The 17,416-nt window shown below is 29.3% G+C and carries 14 protein-coding genes; 7 read left to right on the top strand and 7 right to left on the bottom strand.

Annotated elements, in window-relative coordinates; genetic code table 11:
* Window positions 1-203: 203 nt before the first annotated feature.
* The gene (locus ACY2RX_RS13365; RefSeq protein ID WP_490104482.1) at window positions 204-569 is read right to left on the bottom strand and encodes a DUF8840 domain-containing protein; all 366 of its coding nucleotides are present in this window, start codon (window positions 567-569) and stop codon (window positions 204-206) included.
* Window positions 569-1,921 carry a DEAD/DEAH box helicase gene (locus tag ACY2RX_RS13370; protein WP_490104483.1) on the bottom strand — a complete coding sequence of 451 codons (1,353 nt, stop codon included), beginning with the start codon at window positions 1,919-1,921 and terminating at the stop codon, window positions 569-571. The genes ACY2RX_RS13365 and ACY2RX_RS13370 overlap by 1 nt, the downstream gene beginning before the upstream one ends.
* A gap of 379 nt (window positions 1,922-2,300) precedes the next feature.
* On the opposite strand from ACY2RX_RS13370, the gene ACY2RX_RS13375 reads away from it, so the two are divergent.
* The 4 genes from ACY2RX_RS13375 (at window position 2,301) to ACY2RX_RS13390 (ending at window position 7,702) form a co-directional block, all read left to right on the top strand.
* Complete coding sequence (locus ACY2RX_RS13375) at window positions 2,301-3,065, top strand: TatD family hydrolase (protein WP_490104484.1); 765 nt, start codon at window positions 2,301-2,303, stop codon at window positions 3,063-3,065.
* On the top strand, window positions 3,065-3,559 hold the full coding sequence (locus ACY2RX_RS13380) for a methylated-DNA--[protein]-cysteine S-methyltransferase (RefSeq protein ID WP_490104485.1): 495 nt from the start codon (window positions 3,065-3,067) through the stop codon (window positions 3,557-3,559). Before ACY2RX_RS13375 ends, ACY2RX_RS13380 begins: the two co-directional genes overlap by 1 nt.
* Window positions 3,560-3,587: 28 nt before the next feature.
* Window positions 3,588-6,965 (top strand): DUF8818 domain-containing protein, encoded by a 3,378-nt coding sequence (locus ACY2RX_RS13385; RefSeq protein WP_490104486.1) that lies wholly within the window; start codon window positions 3,588-3,590, stop codon window positions 6,963-6,965.
* A gap of 233 nt (window positions 6,966-7,198) precedes the next feature.
* Window positions 7,199-7,702 carry a hypothetical protein gene (locus tag ACY2RX_RS13390; RefSeq protein WP_490104487.1) on the top strand — a complete coding sequence of 168 codons (504 nt, stop codon included), beginning with the start codon at window positions 7,199-7,201 and terminating at the stop codon, window positions 7,700-7,702.
* Between the two features lie 65 nt (window positions 7,703-7,767).
* On the opposite strand, the gene ACY2RX_RS13395 is transcribed toward ACY2RX_RS13390, so the two are convergent.
* On the bottom strand, window positions 7,768-8,172 hold the full coding sequence (locus ACY2RX_RS13395) for a hypothetical protein (protein WP_490104488.1): 405 nt from the start codon (window positions 8,170-8,172) through the stop codon (window positions 7,768-7,770).
* A 189-nt stretch (window positions 8,173-8,361) separates the two neighbouring features.
* The gene (locus ACY2RX_RS13400) at window positions 8,362-9,903 is read right to left on the bottom strand and encodes a glycine--tRNA ligase (protein WP_490104489.1); all 1,542 of its coding nucleotides are present in this window, start codon (window positions 9,901-9,903) and stop codon (window positions 8,362-8,364) included.
* A gap of 126 nt (window positions 9,904-10,029) precedes the next feature.
* Between ACY2RX_RS13400 and ACY2RX_RS13405 the strand changes: the two genes are divergently transcribed.
* The 3 genes from ACY2RX_RS13405 (at window position 10,030) to ACY2RX_RS13415 (ending at window position 13,244) form a co-directional block, all read left to right on the top strand.
* Window positions 10,030-10,716 carry a ComF family protein gene (locus tag ACY2RX_RS13405; protein WP_490104490.1) on the top strand — a complete coding sequence of 229 codons (687 nt, stop codon included), beginning with the start codon at window positions 10,030-10,032 and terminating at the stop codon, window positions 10,714-10,716.
* A 56-nt stretch (window positions 10,717-10,772) separates the two neighbouring features.
* A complete protein-coding gene (locus ACY2RX_RS13410; RefSeq protein WP_490104491.1) occupies window positions 10,773-12,386 on the top strand; it encodes an Ig-like domain-containing domain in 1,614 nt (537 codons plus the stop codon).
* A 66-nt stretch (window positions 12,387-12,452) separates the two neighbouring features.
* On the top strand, window positions 12,453-13,244 hold the full coding sequence (locus ACY2RX_RS13415; RefSeq protein WP_490104492.1) for a THC0290_0291 family protein: 792 nt from the start codon (window positions 12,453-12,455) through the stop codon (window positions 13,242-13,244).
* Window positions 13,245-13,561: 317 nt separating this feature from the next.
* On the opposite strand, the gene ACY2RX_RS13420 is transcribed toward ACY2RX_RS13415, so the two are convergent.
* Genes ACY2RX_RS13420 through galK form a run of 3 tightly spaced genes read right to left on the bottom strand, consistent with a single transcriptional unit; the run spans window position 13,562 to window position 17,406 of the window.
* Window positions 13,562-15,214: a sodium/sugar symporter gene (locus tag ACY2RX_RS13420; protein WP_490104493.1), complete on the bottom strand. Its 1,653-nt coding sequence runs from the start codon at window positions 15,212-15,214 to the stop codon at window positions 13,562-13,564.
* A gap of 12 nt (window positions 15,215-15,226) precedes the next feature.
* A complete protein-coding gene (locus ACY2RX_RS13425) occupies window positions 15,227-16,252 on the bottom strand; it encodes a UDP-glucose--hexose-1-phosphate uridylyltransferase (RefSeq protein ID WP_490104494.1) in 1,026 nt (341 codons plus the stop codon).
* Window positions 16,253-16,257: 5 nt separating this feature from the next.
* Window positions 16,258-17,406: a galactokinase gene (gene galK / locus ACY2RX_RS13430; RefSeq protein ID WP_490104495.1), complete on the bottom strand. Its 1,149-nt coding sequence runs from the start codon at window positions 17,404-17,406 to the stop codon at window positions 16,258-16,260.
* Between the last annotated feature and the right edge of the window lie 10 nt (window positions 17,407-17,416).

Raw genomic sequence — 17,416 nt, forward strand, 5'->3', positions numbered from 1 at the left:
AAACAGCTGTTTGTTGAGAGATTTTTATAACTTTAATCCTAATAAAAACTGTAACGGTTATTTAGGACTAGTCAAAAACTTTTGAAACTTTATTTTCACAAAGAAATAAGCCAACTTCGTTATAATGTTAAATATAAGTCACTTGTACTAAACCAGTTTCAGTATTTAAAAACGAAATATATTCAGACCCACATTAAACGAACCTACTCCAAGATTTTTACAAAATCATCAAAAGCAACATAATAAGGTTGATCTTTAAAAACTGGGTTTTCTACACTTTCTGCATTGGCTAAACCAACACCAGCAAACCAAACTTTAGCATTTTGTTTTTTAGCGTGGTTTTTAAAAGTTTCCATCCAAATGGTGTCAAATTCATTGGGGCTTTGTAAATTACTAGTAGCTTTTACCAATACAAAAATGGTAGGTTCTCCTTTTTTAAACAACACAAACTGAGGATATCTTTTTAACTGACTATTTATTGCCTGAAACTCATAACCCATTTTAACAAGCTTTTCTCCTACTATATTCATTGCCAAATTATGCAATTCTTGTTCTGTTAAAACCTGCATTATTTCTTCTTATTTCTACGGTTGTAATTTTTATCTCCTCTTGTTTTAGGCTTCTTATATTTCTTCGCAATTTCTCTTCTATAAGAACCACCCAAATTTACTTTGCTGTTTTTTTCGCTTTTTTCGTGAAAAGCAGGACCAGGCACATATTCTAATTTTGTTCTGTTTTTAGATTGCTCACTATCTTCTTTAGGGCGTTCATCTTCTGTTAATAATTTAGAAATTTCTACTTCCTCAGGAAATTTTAAAACAGGAATTTGATAATCCATTAAAGTTTCAATATTTTCTTTAGCAACTTGTTCTTTTTCTGTTGAAAACAAAATAGTTTTTCCTGCTTTTTCTGCACGCCCAGTTCTACCAATTCTATGCATATAATTTTCAGGAAAATCTGGAGTATCAAAATTGATAACGTGAGAAACTTCATCAAAATCTAAACCACGAGCCATTACATCTGTAGCTACTAAAATTCGATTATTTCCTTCATCAAACTGTTTAATAGAACGAATTCTATAATTCTGTGTTTTGTTAGAATGAATCACACAAGTATCGCTACCAAATACTTCTTCTAAATGTTTAAATAACAAATCTGCACTTCTTTTAAAAGCAACAAAAATTAGTACTTTATGAAACGTTTGTTGATCAACCAACAAATGATTTAACAAATTTACTTTGGTAAAAAAATTAGGAACATTGTAAGAAACTTGCTCTATATTATCTAAAGGGGTTCCACTAACTGCAATCGATATTTTCTTTGGATTTTTAAAATAATCGTAAATCAAAGCATTCACATCTTGGGTCATAGTTGCAGAAAACAAAATGTTTTGTCTTCTTTCAGGAATTACATCAAAAATATTCATCAATTGAAAACGGAATCCTAAATCTAACATTACATCAACTTCATCAATTACCAGTTTCTGAATCGATTTTAGCTTTAAAGTATTGCTCAAAGCCAAATCGTACAAACGCCCAGGAGTTGCCACAATGATATCTTGTCCTTGTAAAATAGCTTGTTTTTGAGTGTTGATGTTGGTGCCACCATAAACTCCTAAAACTCTGGTATTAATATATTTTGATAGTTTTTCAATCTCATCTACCACTTGTATCACTAACTCGCGAGTTGGAACTAAAACCAAAACCCTTGGATGCTGTTGTTTAGAAAACTTTAAATCGCGCAAAATTGGCATCATATATGCAAAGGTTTTTCCTGTTCCTGTTTGCGCAATTCCCACAACATCTTTACCAGACCTAACCACAGAAAATGCTTGTTCTTGAATTGGAGTTGGATTTTCGAAACCCAAATCTTCAATAGCATAATTTAATTGATTAGAAAGGTCTAAATCTTTAAAAGTCATTCTACTAATTTTTTGCAAAGGTACGTTTTATAAAATGTTGTACAATATCACTTTACTTAAAGTAATGAGGTCGTTTAAAAAAAAATTTTTTAGACGACCTCGAACAAAAAATCAAAAAAAGTTAATAAAACTAATCCTTTTTACATAACAAACAACTATATCTTTTCCTTTCTTAAATATACGTTGTATAGTTATTGATTATATTTTTTGGGGAATCTTTTTTATATGTATCTAACATAAAAGTCAACATTTTACATCATTTAATCTCCTATTTATGTATAGTTTGTACTCTTTTCTGTATAGTTTACATAAATTAATATTTTTTTGCTTTAAGCAAACTATATATTCTTAATTTTGTTGATGAAAATCAACTTAAATAATGATTACAGATACGCATACACATTTATATTCTAGTCAGTTTGATGAAGACCAAGCAGCAATGATACAACGTGCTAAAGATGCTGGAGTTTCGCGTTTTTTTATTCCTGCAATCGACTCTACATATACAAATAGAATGATGCAGCTTGAAAAAAATTATCCAGATAATGTGTTTCTAATGATGGGATTGCATCCTACCTCTGTAAAAGAAAATTATTTAGAAGAATTAGCACTCGTAAAAAAATGGATTGATGACCGTAATTTTTATGCCATTGGCGAAATTGGGATTGATTTGTATTGGGATAAAAGTTTTTTAAAACAACAACAAGAAGCTTTTAGAACTCAAATTCAATGGGCAAAAGAAAAAAAATTGCCAATAGTAATTCATTGTAGAGATGCTTTTGATGAAATTTTTGAAGTTTTAGAAACCGAAAAAAATAATGATTTATTCGGAATTTTTCATTGTTTTACAGGAACCAAAGAGCAAGCAGAAAAAGCAATTTCTTACAATATGAAACTAGGAATTGGTGGTGTTGCCACTTTTAAAAATGGTAAGATTGATAAATTTTTAAATAAAATTGATATAAAACATATTGTATTAGAAACTGACGCACCCTATTTGGCTCCAACTCCATATAGAGGCAAAAGAAATGAAAGTGCATACATTACCAATGTTGTTGATAAATTAGCAACTATTTATGAAGTTTCTTTTAAAGAAATTGCAGAAATTACAACTCAGAATTCTAAAGAGACTTTTGGTTTTTAATGCAAAAAATAGGATTAACATACCACAAAACCCCAATTGGCACAACAAAAATTCTGGGTGATAAAAACGGAATTCAATCTATTACTGTTTTAGATGAAGATACTATTGCTGATGAAATTCTTAATCAAGAAACTCCAATTTGTTTACAAGATTGTGTTACACAATTAGATGAATATTTTGCAGGTAAAAGAACCAAATTCGATGTAAAATTAAATCCAAAAGGAACTGATTTTCAGAAAAAAGTTTGGCAAGAATTATTAAACATTCCATTTAATAAAACCAGAACCTATTTAGAACAAAGCAAAGCTTTAGGAAATGTTAAAGCCATAAGAGCAGTAGCATCAGCAAATGGTAAAAACCCAATTTGGATAATTATTCCTTGCCATAGAGTTATTGGTTCTAATGGTTCTTTAACGGGTTATGCTGGCGGAATTTGGCGTAAAAAATGGCTGTTAGCACACGAAAATCCTGTAAAACAACAATCTCTTTTTTAATTTTACGTTAGCTACCTATAGTTTCTAGATGTATAAAAAATATCTTTTTTTCTTCCTTTTATGTATTGGATTTTCTATCCAATCTCAAATAATATCTAAAGATTTTAAAGTAAAAAAAATCTTCGTTAAAAAAGATACTATTCAATTAGATTCAGTTGCAATCAATTCTCAGAAATTTAAAGTTTTAGATCGTTTTTTAAAACCAATTCCATCATCAAAATATACCATTGATTTTAGCAATGCAATCTTAATTATCAATTCAAAAAAATATTCAGAAATTACGGTTGAGTATTTTAAACTCCCCCATTTTATAACCAAAATTTATACGCCTTTTAATGAAAAACTCATACTTCCAAACGAAACAAACACTGGTAAACTTTACAGTTTAACTACCAACAAAAAAGCATCAGAAATTAAATTATTTGATGGTTTACAAACCAAAGGTTTTATTTCTAGAGGAATCACAACAGGAAACAATCAAAACGCAGTTACAAATTCTGCTTTAGATTTAGAAATATCTGGCAAACTTTCTAAAAATGTTACGTTAAGAGCTAATATTTTTGATACAAATATTCCTATTCAACAAAATGGATATTCTCAAAACTTAACCGATTTTGATCGCGTTTTTATTGAAATGTTTACAGATAATTGGCGTGTAAGAGCAGGAGATATTTCGCTTCAAAATCAAGAAAGTTATTTTATGCCAATTAGTAAACAAGTGGCTGGTTTACGAGTAGCAGCCAACATCAATAAAAATTTAAAAGTTGCCGCTTCTGGCGCAGTTGTTAGAGGTAAGTTTAACAGCTATAGAGTTACTGGTAGAGAAGGAAATCAAGGTCCGTATAAAATATATGGCGTAAATAACGAGCCTGCCATTTTAATTATTGAAGGTAGTGAACAAGTGTATATTAATGGTGTTCAAATAAAACGTGGAGCAGACAAAGATTATGTAATTGATTATAACTTGGCAGAAATTAGGTTTAACACAATTTTTCCTATTACAAATGATATGAGAATTGCTGTTGAGTTTCAATATGCAGATAAAAATTACACTCGTTTTTTAACTTATGAAGAAGTAGAATATAAAAGTGATAAATGGAATTTTAGCGGATATTTTTACAGTGAAAACGATGCTAAAAATCAACCTTTGCAACAAAGTTTAACAGAAAATCAAAAACAAATATTAGCAAATGCAGGTAACAATACCGATTTAATGGTTGCCCAAAGTGCGTTTTTAGATCAATTTGATGAAAATAAAATTCTTTATAAAAAAGTACTAAAAGGAGCTGTAGAAACTTTTGAATATTCTAAAAATCCAAAAGATGAGTTGTACTTTGTAACTTTTACCAATGTTGGGCAAAATAAAGGCGATTACAACCTAGATAAAGGTACTGCTGTAGGAAATATTTTTGTGTATGTGGGCGCAAATAAAGGAAGTTACAAACCTATTATAAAATTAACGGCTCCTAATAAATTTCAAACTTTTGTTTTAAAAACAAATTACGATTCTAAAAAAAGAACAAAAATAAATTTAGAAGTGGCTGTTAGTAATAACGATGCCAATTTGTTTTCTACTAAAGATGACGAAAACAATGTTTCGCCAGCTGTAAAACTAGATTGGCAACAAATTTTAATTGATAAAAAATGGCAGTTAAAAAGTAAAATTTCGCACGAGTTTGTGCAGAAAAATTTTAATACAGAATTAGGTTGGGAACCTGTTGAGTTTAACAGAGATTGGAATTTACTAACCAACAATGCTACTAAAAATTATTTTCAGTCAGAAATAGCACTTCAAAATAAAAAAAACAATTTTGTTTTATACAGATTCAATCACCTAAATTACTCGAATTCGTTTCACGGAAACAAACACGAGTTTCAGTCTAAAATGAATATATATAAAACTACTTTCTATGTAAATAGTAGTTTTTTAGAAAACACATCTGCTTTAGAAGACAACTCCTTTTTTAAAGCAAAAGCTAAAATTGAACAAGATTTAAATAAAAAATGGTTGGGTGGTTTTATCAATTTCGAAACCAATAGCAGGCAAAATATTAACACAAAAAAATACATCAATACAAGTCATCGATTTAAAGAATATGAAACCTTTTTTGGTGTTGGAGATTCAACCAAAGTATTTGCAAAATTCGGTTTTAATTACAGAAATAACGACAGTATAAAATCGAACTCTTTTACAGAAATAAATAATAGAAAAACACTTTATTTAAACAGTAAATTAATTAAAAACAGGAACACAAACTTAAGTGTTTTTGCCAATTACAGACTTACAGAAAATAAATTTACTGAAGATGAAAAATCATTAAACTCTAAAGTTATTTTTAATCAAAAATTATTTAAAAATTTTATGAACTTAGCAACAGTTTATGAAACCTCTTCTGGTAATATTGCTAGGCAAGAATACATTTATGTAAAAACAGAACCTGGTTTAGGGTATTATACTTGGATTGATTACAATAAAGACGGTATTCAAGATTTTGATGAATTTGAAATTGCAGCGTTTCAAGACCAAGCAGAATATTTGCGTTTGCCAAAACCTAACCTACGTTTTATTGCTACACAAAGAGCAAAATTTACGCAATCTGTAACGTTAAATCCAAAATTTTTATTTTCAAAAAAAGCAAACCAAAAACTACTTTCTAAACTTTACAACCAAAGTTTTTTGAGTGTTGAAAATGAGCAAGAAAGAATTGGAAATACCTTTAATTTTAATCCTTTTAATTTTGATGAAAAAAAATTAATTGGACTCAGTTTTAATTTAAGAAATACGTTGTATTTTAATAGAAATCTTCAAAATTATAGTGTGGCTTACACGTATGGTAAAAACAGAAATAAGCAACAATATTTTATTGGCAGTCAAGAAAATAACACTAAATTACATCAAGTAGATTTTGCTCATAAATTTAAAATCTTTTGGTTATTTGAGTTGATGGGAAAAACATCTAAAAACAACTTAGAAACTGAGAATTTTAACAGTAGAAACTACACTATTTCTGCTAACGAAATTCAGCCAAAAATTAGTTTTTTATATAATAATAACAATCGATTTACGGCTTTTTATCATTTTAAAAATAAAGAAAATAAGTTACAAAATTTCGAAAAACTACAACAACAAAAATTTGGTTTAGAGTATTTTTACATCAGTAATAAAAAGAACCAAATAACTGCCAATGTAAATGTATTTTTAAATAATTTTACAGGAAACACTAACACCCCAGTGGCTTATCAAATGTTAGAAGGTTTACAAGCAGGAAAAAACTATACTTGGAATGTTTTGTTTCATCAAAAGTTAAATTCTTACTTACACCTAAATTTAAACTACTTGGGCAGAAAAAGCGAAAATGCGAAAATAATTCATACAGGAAGTGTACAATTAAGAGCTGTTTTTTAGTTTTTTGGTTCGTTTTTTGATACGTTTGTATAAACAACCTAAATATTTAAAGATGAAAAGAATTACAGCATTACTTTTATTTAGGACTTGGAAGAAATTTAATTAAAAGTGATTACAATTCTGCTTTTGGTAGAATTGGAGTTTCATTAGGATATAGATTCTAAAATAAACTGTAAAATTAGTATGTTTGCATAATCTTTTACAAGAATAAAATTAGTATTAAAATAAAATAAATGAAAAAATTACTATTCGCTTTTGGGCTTTTAATTAGCTCTTTAAACTACGCACAGCAAGAAATAAAACTAGATATTGCAGATGCTTTAATTATACGAAATTTAGAGTTTTCTTATGAAAATTATCTTTCTGAAGATTCTTCTATTGGTATTTCTGCTCAATTTAATTTAGCAAAACAAGATGTTAGTTTTAGGTATAATGAAAACACAATGATTACACCTTATTACCGTCATTATTTTACCACAAACGAACAATGGAACTTTTTCGGTGAAGGTTTTGTAGGTATAAACTCTGGAAAAAAAGAATCTGACCCCGACACAAAACCAGGTATTTATGATATAAAATATACTGATGGTGCTTTAGGCGTTGCTGTTGGTACAAAATACATTTCATCTGGTGGTTTAGTTATAGATTTATATGGAGGTCTTGGAAGAAATCTATTTGGCACAGACTCACCTACTATTGTTCCTAGATTAGGTTTAAATGTTGGTTGGAGGTTTTAAAAAAACTCATAAAAAATCAAAAAATCCTCATCAAAATTGATGAGGATTTTTTGATTTTAACAAATTTAAGAACGTGAGCAAAGTGCATCCCAAGTTGTCCAAAATTTTGCATTTGCACCACCCAATAATGGTTTTTCATCTGCAACAATACCTACAAATGAAGAACAATTAGAGTTACATCCAATTACATTTTTACTTCCAGCTTGAGCTGGAATGTTAATTCTTGTTGGCGGATTTGTAGAATAATTTAGTTCTGTTACTTCTATATTAAAAGTACCAGAAAGTCCTGGAGTTTTAATTTGTTTTGTTGGGTTTTCTGAAGTAATAGAATCACTCCAATTACCTTGTGTAAATTTTACTGACCATCCTTTTACAACGTTTGCTGTGTTATTTTGAGGTGATAAATAAACCCAAAATTGAGCACCACCACCAAGTTTAATATTGTTTTCTGTGTTTGCTAATCCTAACATTTTAATCTGTTTTAAATTTTTCTTACTCTATTTTTAGGTTTTTCAGATATCACCTTTTATTGATGATAAATCTCTTTAAAAAACAGTTCTAAATTAAGAGTAATTCTACCATTTTATAAAAACAGGTACTTGTACTCAAGAGAAAACCCCATCAAAAAGATGGGGTTTTATACTTAAAATTAAAAAAAATTACATTTTTTGAAGCCAAGTCTTTACATCAACTTCTGCTTTTATAATATCTTTTAGATCTGAAATTGCAACACGTTTTTGTTCCATTGTATCTCTATGTCTCATAGTTACACAATTATCTTCTAAAGTGTTATGATCTACTGTAATACAAAATGGAGTACCTGCTGCATCTTGACGTCTGTAACGTTTACCAACTGCATCTTTTTCATCATAAAAAACATTGAAATCCCATTTTAAATCGTCCATAATTTTTCTAGCAATTGCTGGCAAACCATCTTTTTTAACCAAAGGTAAAACTGCTGCTTTAAATGGTGCTAAAACTGCAGGTAATTTTAAAACGGTTCTTATGGTTCCGTTTTCTAATGCTTCTTCTTGTAAAGAATTAGAAAACACTGCCAAAAACATTCTGTCTAAACCAATAGAAGTTTCTACAACATAAGGCACATAACTTTTGTTTTCTTCGTGATCGAAATATTGTAATTTCTTACCAGAATATTCTTCATGGGCTTTTAAATCGAAATCTGTACGAGAATGAATTCCTTCTAATTCTTTAAATCCGAAAGGAAAATTAAACTCAATATCTGCAGCTGCATCTGCATAATGTGCTAATTTATCGTGATCGTGAAAACGATAATTTTCTGCACCCATTCCTAAACTTAAATGCCATTTTAAACGGGTTTGTTTCCATTGTTCATACCATTCTTTTTGCGTTCCTGGTTTTACAAAAAATTGCATTTCCATTTGTTCAAACTCACGCATTCTAAAAATAAATTGTCTTGCAACAATCTCGTTTCTAAATGCTTTACCAGTTTGTGCAATTCCAAACGGAATTTTCATTCGCCCAGTTTTTTGAACATTTAAAAAGTTTACAAAAATACCTTGAGCAGTTTCTGGACGTAAATAAACTTGTGTAGCATTTTCTGCTGATGCGCCTATTTGTGTTCCAAACATTAAATTGAATTGCTTTACTTCTGTCCAATTTTTAGAACCAGAAACTGGGCAACCAATTCCTAAATCTTCTATTAATTGTTTAAATCCAACTAAATCACTATCTTCTTGAACTCTTGTTAGTTCAGCAGTAATTTCATCAATTTGTTTTTGACGACGAATTACATTTTGATTTGTAGCTCTAAATTCTTCTTCATTAAAAGCATCGCCAAATCGTTTTTTTGCTTTGGTAATATCCTTATCTATTTTCTGATTTATTTTCTCTCTAAAATCTTCAACTAAAACATCTGCTCTATATCTTTTTTTAGAATCTTTATTATCAATTAATGGATCGTTAAAAGCATCTACGTGACCTGAAGCTTTCCAAGTTGTTGGATGCATTAAAATTGCAGCATCTATACCCACAATGTTTTCGTGCATTTGCACCATTGCTTTCCACCAATAATCTCTAATATTTTTCTTTAGCTCAACTCCGTTTTGAGCATAATCGTACACTGCACTTAATCCGTCATAAATTTCTGATGATTGAAATACATAACCATATTCTTTTGCGTGCGATAAAACTTTTTTAAACTGATCTTCTTGTTTTGCCATAATGAGCGCAAAGATACACGTTTAGGCACATTTTTCAATAAAAAATAGTTCTAGTTTTTAGGCTACTATCACAATTGTAAAATATGAAAATTTTTATGTATATTTAAAGTAAAATGCTAAGAAACTATGAAAATTTTAAAAGATTTTTTTGAATTGTTCTATCCAGAATTGTGTGCAAATTGCGAAAATCTACTAACACAAAACGAAAACATATTGTGTACATTTTGCAGACACGATTTGCCCTTAGCTCATTTTTCTAATTATTCTGAAAATAAAATTATAAGATCTTTTTACGGAAAAGTTTTGATTGAAAAAGCAAATGCTTTATTACTCTTTAGAAAAGAAGGAATCACTAAAAAGTTAATGCATCAGCTTAAATATAAAGGAAATGAAAAAATTGGCGTTTTTATTGGCAATTGGTGGGGAGATATTTTAAAGGAGAATAATGAATTTTCAGAAATTGAGGCTATTATACCTGTACCTTTACATCCAAAAAAATTAAGACAAAGAGGTTATAATCAAGTAACAAAGTTTGGAGAATGTTTAAGTTATCACTTAAAAAAACCTTTTATAGAGAATGTTTTGATTAGAACATCCACTTCTAAAACGCAAACTTTTAAAGCTCGTTTTGAGCGTTTTAACAATATTGATACTAAATTTCAGTTAAAAAATGCATCCATCTTAAATAGCAAACACGTTTTATTAATTGATGACGTTATTACAACTGGAGCTACACTAGAGGCTTGCGCCAAAGAATTGCAAAAAGCAGCAGGTGTAAAAGTTAGTGTTTTAACAATGGCGTATACTGAGTAAAATTTATGATTTTAATGTCAAAAATATATTGTTAATTTGTAGAAAATTTACTTTTTGTGAAACTTTTTTTTAGATTTCTTTTTTTTAGTATTTCAGTTTTAATTTTATCAAACTGTGCCAGAACTGGCAATCCAGAAGGTGGTCCAAAAGATGAAGACGCACCTTTGTTTGTAACTTCTAATCCACCTTATGAATCATTAAATTTTGATAAAAAAGAAATAAAACTGAATTTTAATGAGTATATAAAATTAAAAGATTTAAACAAACAGTTAGTGGTTTCTCCTCCTTTAAAAAATCCGTTAGTGATTTCTCCTCAAGGTTCTGCAAGTAAGTTTTTAAATGTTAAAATATTAGACACTTTAGCTAAAAACACAACGTATATTTTTAATTTTGGTGGAGCAATTGAAGATAATAACGAAGGAAATAAATTAGAAAGTTTTAAATATGTTTTTTCTACAGGAAATTACATAGATTCTTTAACCACAAAAGGAAGTATTAAAGATGCTTATCTAAATGAAACTCCCAAAAATGTTAACGTTTTATTGTATAAAATAGATAGTTCTTTTACAGATTCTATCATTTTTAAAAAGAAACCTAATTATGTGGCTAACACATTAGATACAACAAACTTTAATTTTACCAATTTAAAAGGTGGTAAGTATTTAATGATTGCCTTAAAAGAAAGTTCTAGCGATTATATTTTTAATCCAAAATCTGATAAAATTGCTTTTTATTCAGACACTATATCCTTACCAAAAGATAGTATTATACAAAAACCTCTTGTATTATTTAAACAAACTCAAGAGTATAAATTTAGAAGAGGCAAAGAAGTTTCTAAAGGTAAAATTATTTTTGGTTATGAAGGTGATGCAAAAGACCTAAAAGTAAAATTACTATCTAAAGTTACTAAAGATTTTAAAAGTATTTCAAAATTTGAAATGGGTAAAGACACACTGAATTATTGGCACACACCTATAGAAGCAGATTCTTTAAATTTTGAAATTACTACTGCCAATTTTGCTGATACTGTTACTGTTAAACTCCGAAAGAAAAAAATAGACAGTTTGCTTTTAAAGCCTTCTGTTAACGGAACTTTTCATTTAAGAGACACTTTTTATTTAAAATCTAACAACCCTATTATTAAAATTGATACTAGTAAAATTTCTTTGTTTAATAAGGATACAATTCCAGTAAATTTTAAAACCACTGTATTAGAAAAAGAAAATAAAATTGCTTTTTTGTTTGATAAAAAACCTGAACAAAAGTATACTCTTAAAATATTACCTTCTAGTCTTTCAGATATTTTTGAGCATAAAAACGATACCTTAAACTACAATTTAAGAACTAAAGAATTAGAAGATTATGGTAAAATTACTCTCAATGTTATCAATCCTGATGCAAAAAATCTGATTATTGAACTTTTAGAAAACAATAAAAATAAAGCACTAATAGAAAGAAGGTTTATTACCAAAACAGAAACCTTAATTTACAACCTTCTTGAACCTAAAGAATACATTATAAGAGCTATTATAGACAGTAACAAAAACAATAAATGGGATACTGGTAACTACCTAAAAAAAGAACTTCCAGAAAAAATAATTTACTACTCAGAAAAGTTAAAATTAAGAGCAAATTATTACCTCAATCAAACTTTCAATATTAAAAATTGATATAAAATTTTGTCGATAAAATAATTTTACCATATATTTGAAGGACATACTTTAAGACCCCTAATCTTGAAAACCCCTATAACAATTCTTTTTGTAATTGTTTTCTATCTAGATTTGCAGGCACAACATTACACCCATGATATTGGTACTTTTGTTGGCTCAACTAGTTTACAAAGCGATTACGGACAAAGAGGAAACTTTGCGAGTAACTGGAATAACAATGGAATATCATATTCTGTTGCACATTATCTAAGTTTTTATAACCGAACTTTACGTTGGGATCCTCATAATGTATTACACCAACATTTAATGGTTAAAACAGAATTACAATATTTAAGTAATACTGAGTTAGTACACCATGGAAAATGGGCTAAAAAAAAATCAAAGGCTGGTAAAAAACTCAAAGCTATGAAAGGTTCTCTAAGGATGTTAAGTCTTGGTGTAAATCTAGAATACTTTTTACATCCTTTGGGAGAATTTGTGTATCCTTATACAGATTTGTGGTTTAATCCCTTTTTTAATTTTGGTATAAAATATTCATCTTTTACCAATGGATTAAGTTCTGATCTTGGAGATTGGCGAAAAGACATTTCTGTTTTACCTGAAAAATATACTTTAAAAAATGCTCTAGATATAGGAACAACACAAGCATTCTCTCTTGAAGTTGGCTTAGGTGCCAGATTTAAAATAGCACCTAAATTAGACATCGTTACTCAGTTTTCTTATCAATATTTCTTTTCTGATAAAGTTGAAGGTTTACAAGCTGAAGTCTTTGAAAACAAAAATAATGACTGGCTATTAAATATACAGTTTGGGTTGGTTTATCACCTAAACTATAGCACACCATTATTCTATTAAAAACCCCCTAAAAGAATTTAAATAACGTGTGTTCGATATAACATAGAATTATGTTGAGATGCTATGTTTCTTATTATCAGTGTTTTGTCATTTCAAAAGAACGAGTTACGAGTGATGAGAAATCTTAATCTTAATGAGATTCTTCCTCATTCTTCGTCTGAATGACATCTGCGTACCAAAAAAATAACGAACTTATTGATTATCAATAATTAATATCATAGAAGTCACCATATTTATTTTAAACCTAAAAAGCTAAAGAAATCTATAGATTTCTTTAGCTTTTATATAAACTTTAAATAGTTAAACTTATTATTAATTTATTTCCAGAAAGCTGCATAAAGTGCAACTAGAATAATCATTATTGCAAATGAACCAATATTAAATAAAGGAGATGTTTTAAATGTTTGTTTATTTAAAGGTATCCCTTTTGCATCATCAGCTCCTTTGTGCTGTATTAAACTAACAATAATTATAACAATTGCTGTAAGAATTGTTGTATATCCCATTTGATCCATCCAAGGAACGTCTACAAAAAATGAACCTTTAAACCATCCTTTTGGAGCTACTTTAAAGTACATAGCAATTGGTATTGAAGATAAAGCTCCTATAATAGCTGCTTTGTTGGTTGTTTTTTTCCAAAATAAACCTAATAAAAATACAGCTAAAATTCCTGGACTTACAATCCCTGTGTATTCTTGTATAAACTGAAATGCTTGGTCTAAACCACCTAATAACGGCGCCATAATTGCTGCAATTATTAATGCAATACCAGCAGATAATCTACCTACATTAACGGTTGCTTTATCGCTTGCATTTTTATTGATATACTGTTTATAAATATCCATCGTAAAAATGGTTGATGTAGAATTTAACATTGATGCTAAAGATGAAACTATTGCTGCTGTTAATGCCGCAAAAGCTAATCCTTTCATACCTGTTGGTAGTAATTGTAATAACCAAGGATATGCTTTATCTGCTTGCCCCGAAGTTGGCAAATTTTGTTGACCAATTTCTCCTAAATTTGCTAATAACTCAGGATTGTTAACTATTACATAAGCAGCGATTCCTGGAATAACAACAATTAATGGAATTAATAATTTTAAAAATGCTGCTAACAATATTCCTTTTTGAGATTCTTTTAAAGATTTTGCAGCTAAAGTTCTTTGTATAATATATTGATTGAATCCCCAGTAATAAAGATTGGCAACCCAAAGCCCGCCAACTAACACTCCTATTCCTGGTAAATTCTTAAACTCTGGATTCGCTTCGTCTAAAATCATAGCAAATCTATCTGGCGCTGCATCATACACAGTTTTTAAACCCGCTAGAACACCTTCTCCTCCTGAAACAGTGTTTAAAGCTAAGTAGGTTGTTACAAGCCCTCCTAAAATAAGAAATACTACCTGTATAACATCTGTCCAAGCAACTGCAGAAAGTCCACCATACAAAGAATACGCTGCTGCAAATAATGCCAAACCAATAACACCATACGCCATTGGAACTCCTAAAATAGTTTCTAAAGCTAAAGAGCCTAAATAAAGAACAGAAGCTAAGTTTACAAATACATACAAGCCAATCCAAAAAATGGCTAGAATAGTTTTTAAGTTTGTAGAATATCTTTTTTCTACAAATTCAGGAATTGTATACAATCCTTTTTCAATAAAAATAGGCAAAAAATACTTCCCTACAATTATTAATGTTAGTGCAGCCATCCATTCATAAGAAGCTATGGCTAAGCCTAATGCAAAACCAGAACCAGACATTCCTATAAATTGTTCTGCAGAAATATTTGCCGCAATTAATGAGGCTCCAATTGCCCACCAAGGCAAAGATTTACTTGCTAAAAAATAATCTTCAGCGTTTTTTTGATGTCCTTTTTTATCACGAGAAACCCATAAACCTACCCCTAAAATTAGTACAGCGTAGACAATGAATATTAAATAATCAAGAATTTCGAAGTTTGATGACATAATAATATTAGTTTAATTAATTAATTTTTTTAAAGTATTAGCAGCTATTTCTGCGGTAATATCTCTTTGAGGAGAACCAAACATTTCGTAACCCACCATAAATTTCTTAACAGTAGCGCTTCTTAACAATGGAGGATAAAAGCTCATATGCCAATGCCAATGATTGTTTTCTTTTCCGTTTGTTGGTGATTGATGAATACCACTAGAATATGGAAAAGAAGTGTTAAAAAGTTTATCGTACGATTTTGTGATTTTAGAAATAGCATCAGCAAAATTTTTGGCTTCATTATTTGACATAAATGTAATGTTTTTTTGATGCTTTTTAGGAACAATCATAGTTTCATAAGGCCAAATTGCCCAATAAGGAATTAACACTACAAAATCGTTGTTTTCATAAACAATACGTTCTTTTGCTTGTAATTCTTGTTGCAAATAATCTCCTAAAAGACTGCTATTTTTTTTCTTAAAATACTGTAATTGTTGTTGGTCTTTTTTATCAACTTCATTTGGCAAGGTAGATTGACTCCAAATTTGTCCATGAGGATGGGGATTGCTACAACCCATTACTGCACCTTTGTTTTCAAAAATTTGCACATAATTTATACTTTCATTTTTACCTAAAGAAGTATATTCTTTTTGCCAAGTATACACTACTTTTTTAATATCTAAAACATCCATATCTGCTAAACTTTTAGAATGATCTGGACTAAAACAAATTACCTTACAAATACCTGTTTCGCTTTGTGCTTTTAACAATCCGTCATTTACATTAAAAGAAGGTGTGTCTTTTTGAAGTGCAGCAAAATCGTTGGTAAAAACAAAAACATCTTTATAATCAGGGTTTACTTCTCCATTAATTCTTGTATTTGTGGCACACAAATAACATTTTTTATCATAAGTAGGTCTTTTTTCTTTTGATATTTCTTCGTTTTGACCTTGCCAAGGACGTTTTGCTCTATGAGGAGAAACCAAAACCCATTCACCCGTAAGTATATTAAACCTTTTGTGAGAATAATCTTGCAGATTTGTATTTTTCATTTTTATTATTTTGATAAATGTGTACCTTGAGAAAGCTCTATAAAATACACAGAACAATCTTTTTTAAATTTGTTTTTGTAGGCTTTAGAAACCGATTCTGAAAACGGTTGCACTTCACTTCTTCTAATGAGATTAATTGTACAACCTCCAAAGCCACCACCCATCATTCTTGCTCCTAAAACGTGTTTGTTCTTTTTGGCTTGATCTACTAAAAAATCTAGTTCATCACAACTAACTTTATATTGATTTTTTAATCCATTATGAGAGGCATAAATTAAAGCTCCTAATTTTTCTAAATTATTTTCTTCTATGGCTTTTGCTGCTTTTTGAGTTCTCTCTATTTCTTGAATTACATACAATGCTTTTTGATAGTTTTCTGGAGTAACTTTATCAATAATTTTCTCTAAATCGTCTAAAGTTGCATCTCTTAAAGTATCAACTTTTAGCAATTCTGCAATACTTTCGCAAGCAGAACGTCTATCATTATAAGCGCTATCAGACAAACTGTGTTTCACATTTGTATTGATTAATATTAATTGGTAATCTTTAAAGTCAATTTCGTAAGGTTTCGATTCTATGGTTCTACAATCTAATAACAAAGCGTTATTTTTAATGCCAAACATACTTGCGTATTGATCCATAATTCCACATTTTACACCTACATAATTATGTTCTGCTTTTTGTGAAATTAAAATCATTTCGGTTTTAGAAAGTCCTAAATCAAACAATTCATTTAAACCAAAAACAACACTATTTTCTAATGCTGCAGAAGAAGACATACCTGCACCTCCTGGAATATTTCCTCTAAAAATGATATTAAAATCGCCCACTATTAAATTTCTATTCTGAATTTCTGAAACAACACCAAACACATAGTTTTCCCAACTTCCTACTTTTGATGGTTTTAATTTATCAAGTTCAAACGTAATTGTACTATCTAAATCTAAAGCAATTGCAGTACAATTTCCTGTATCGCTTTTTTGAATGGCAGCTGCAATGCCTTTATCTACTGCAGCCGGAAAAACAAAGCCACCATTATAATCTGTGTGTTCTCCAATAATATTTATTCTACCTGGCGAAAAAACAAGTAAAGGTTCTATTTTAAATGTTTTAACAAACTCCTTTTTAACTTCTTTTAATAATGTTAAGCTCATTTTAAATTTT

It is taken from the genome of Polaribacter sp. 2405UD43-2 (genome assembly GCF_058147125.1).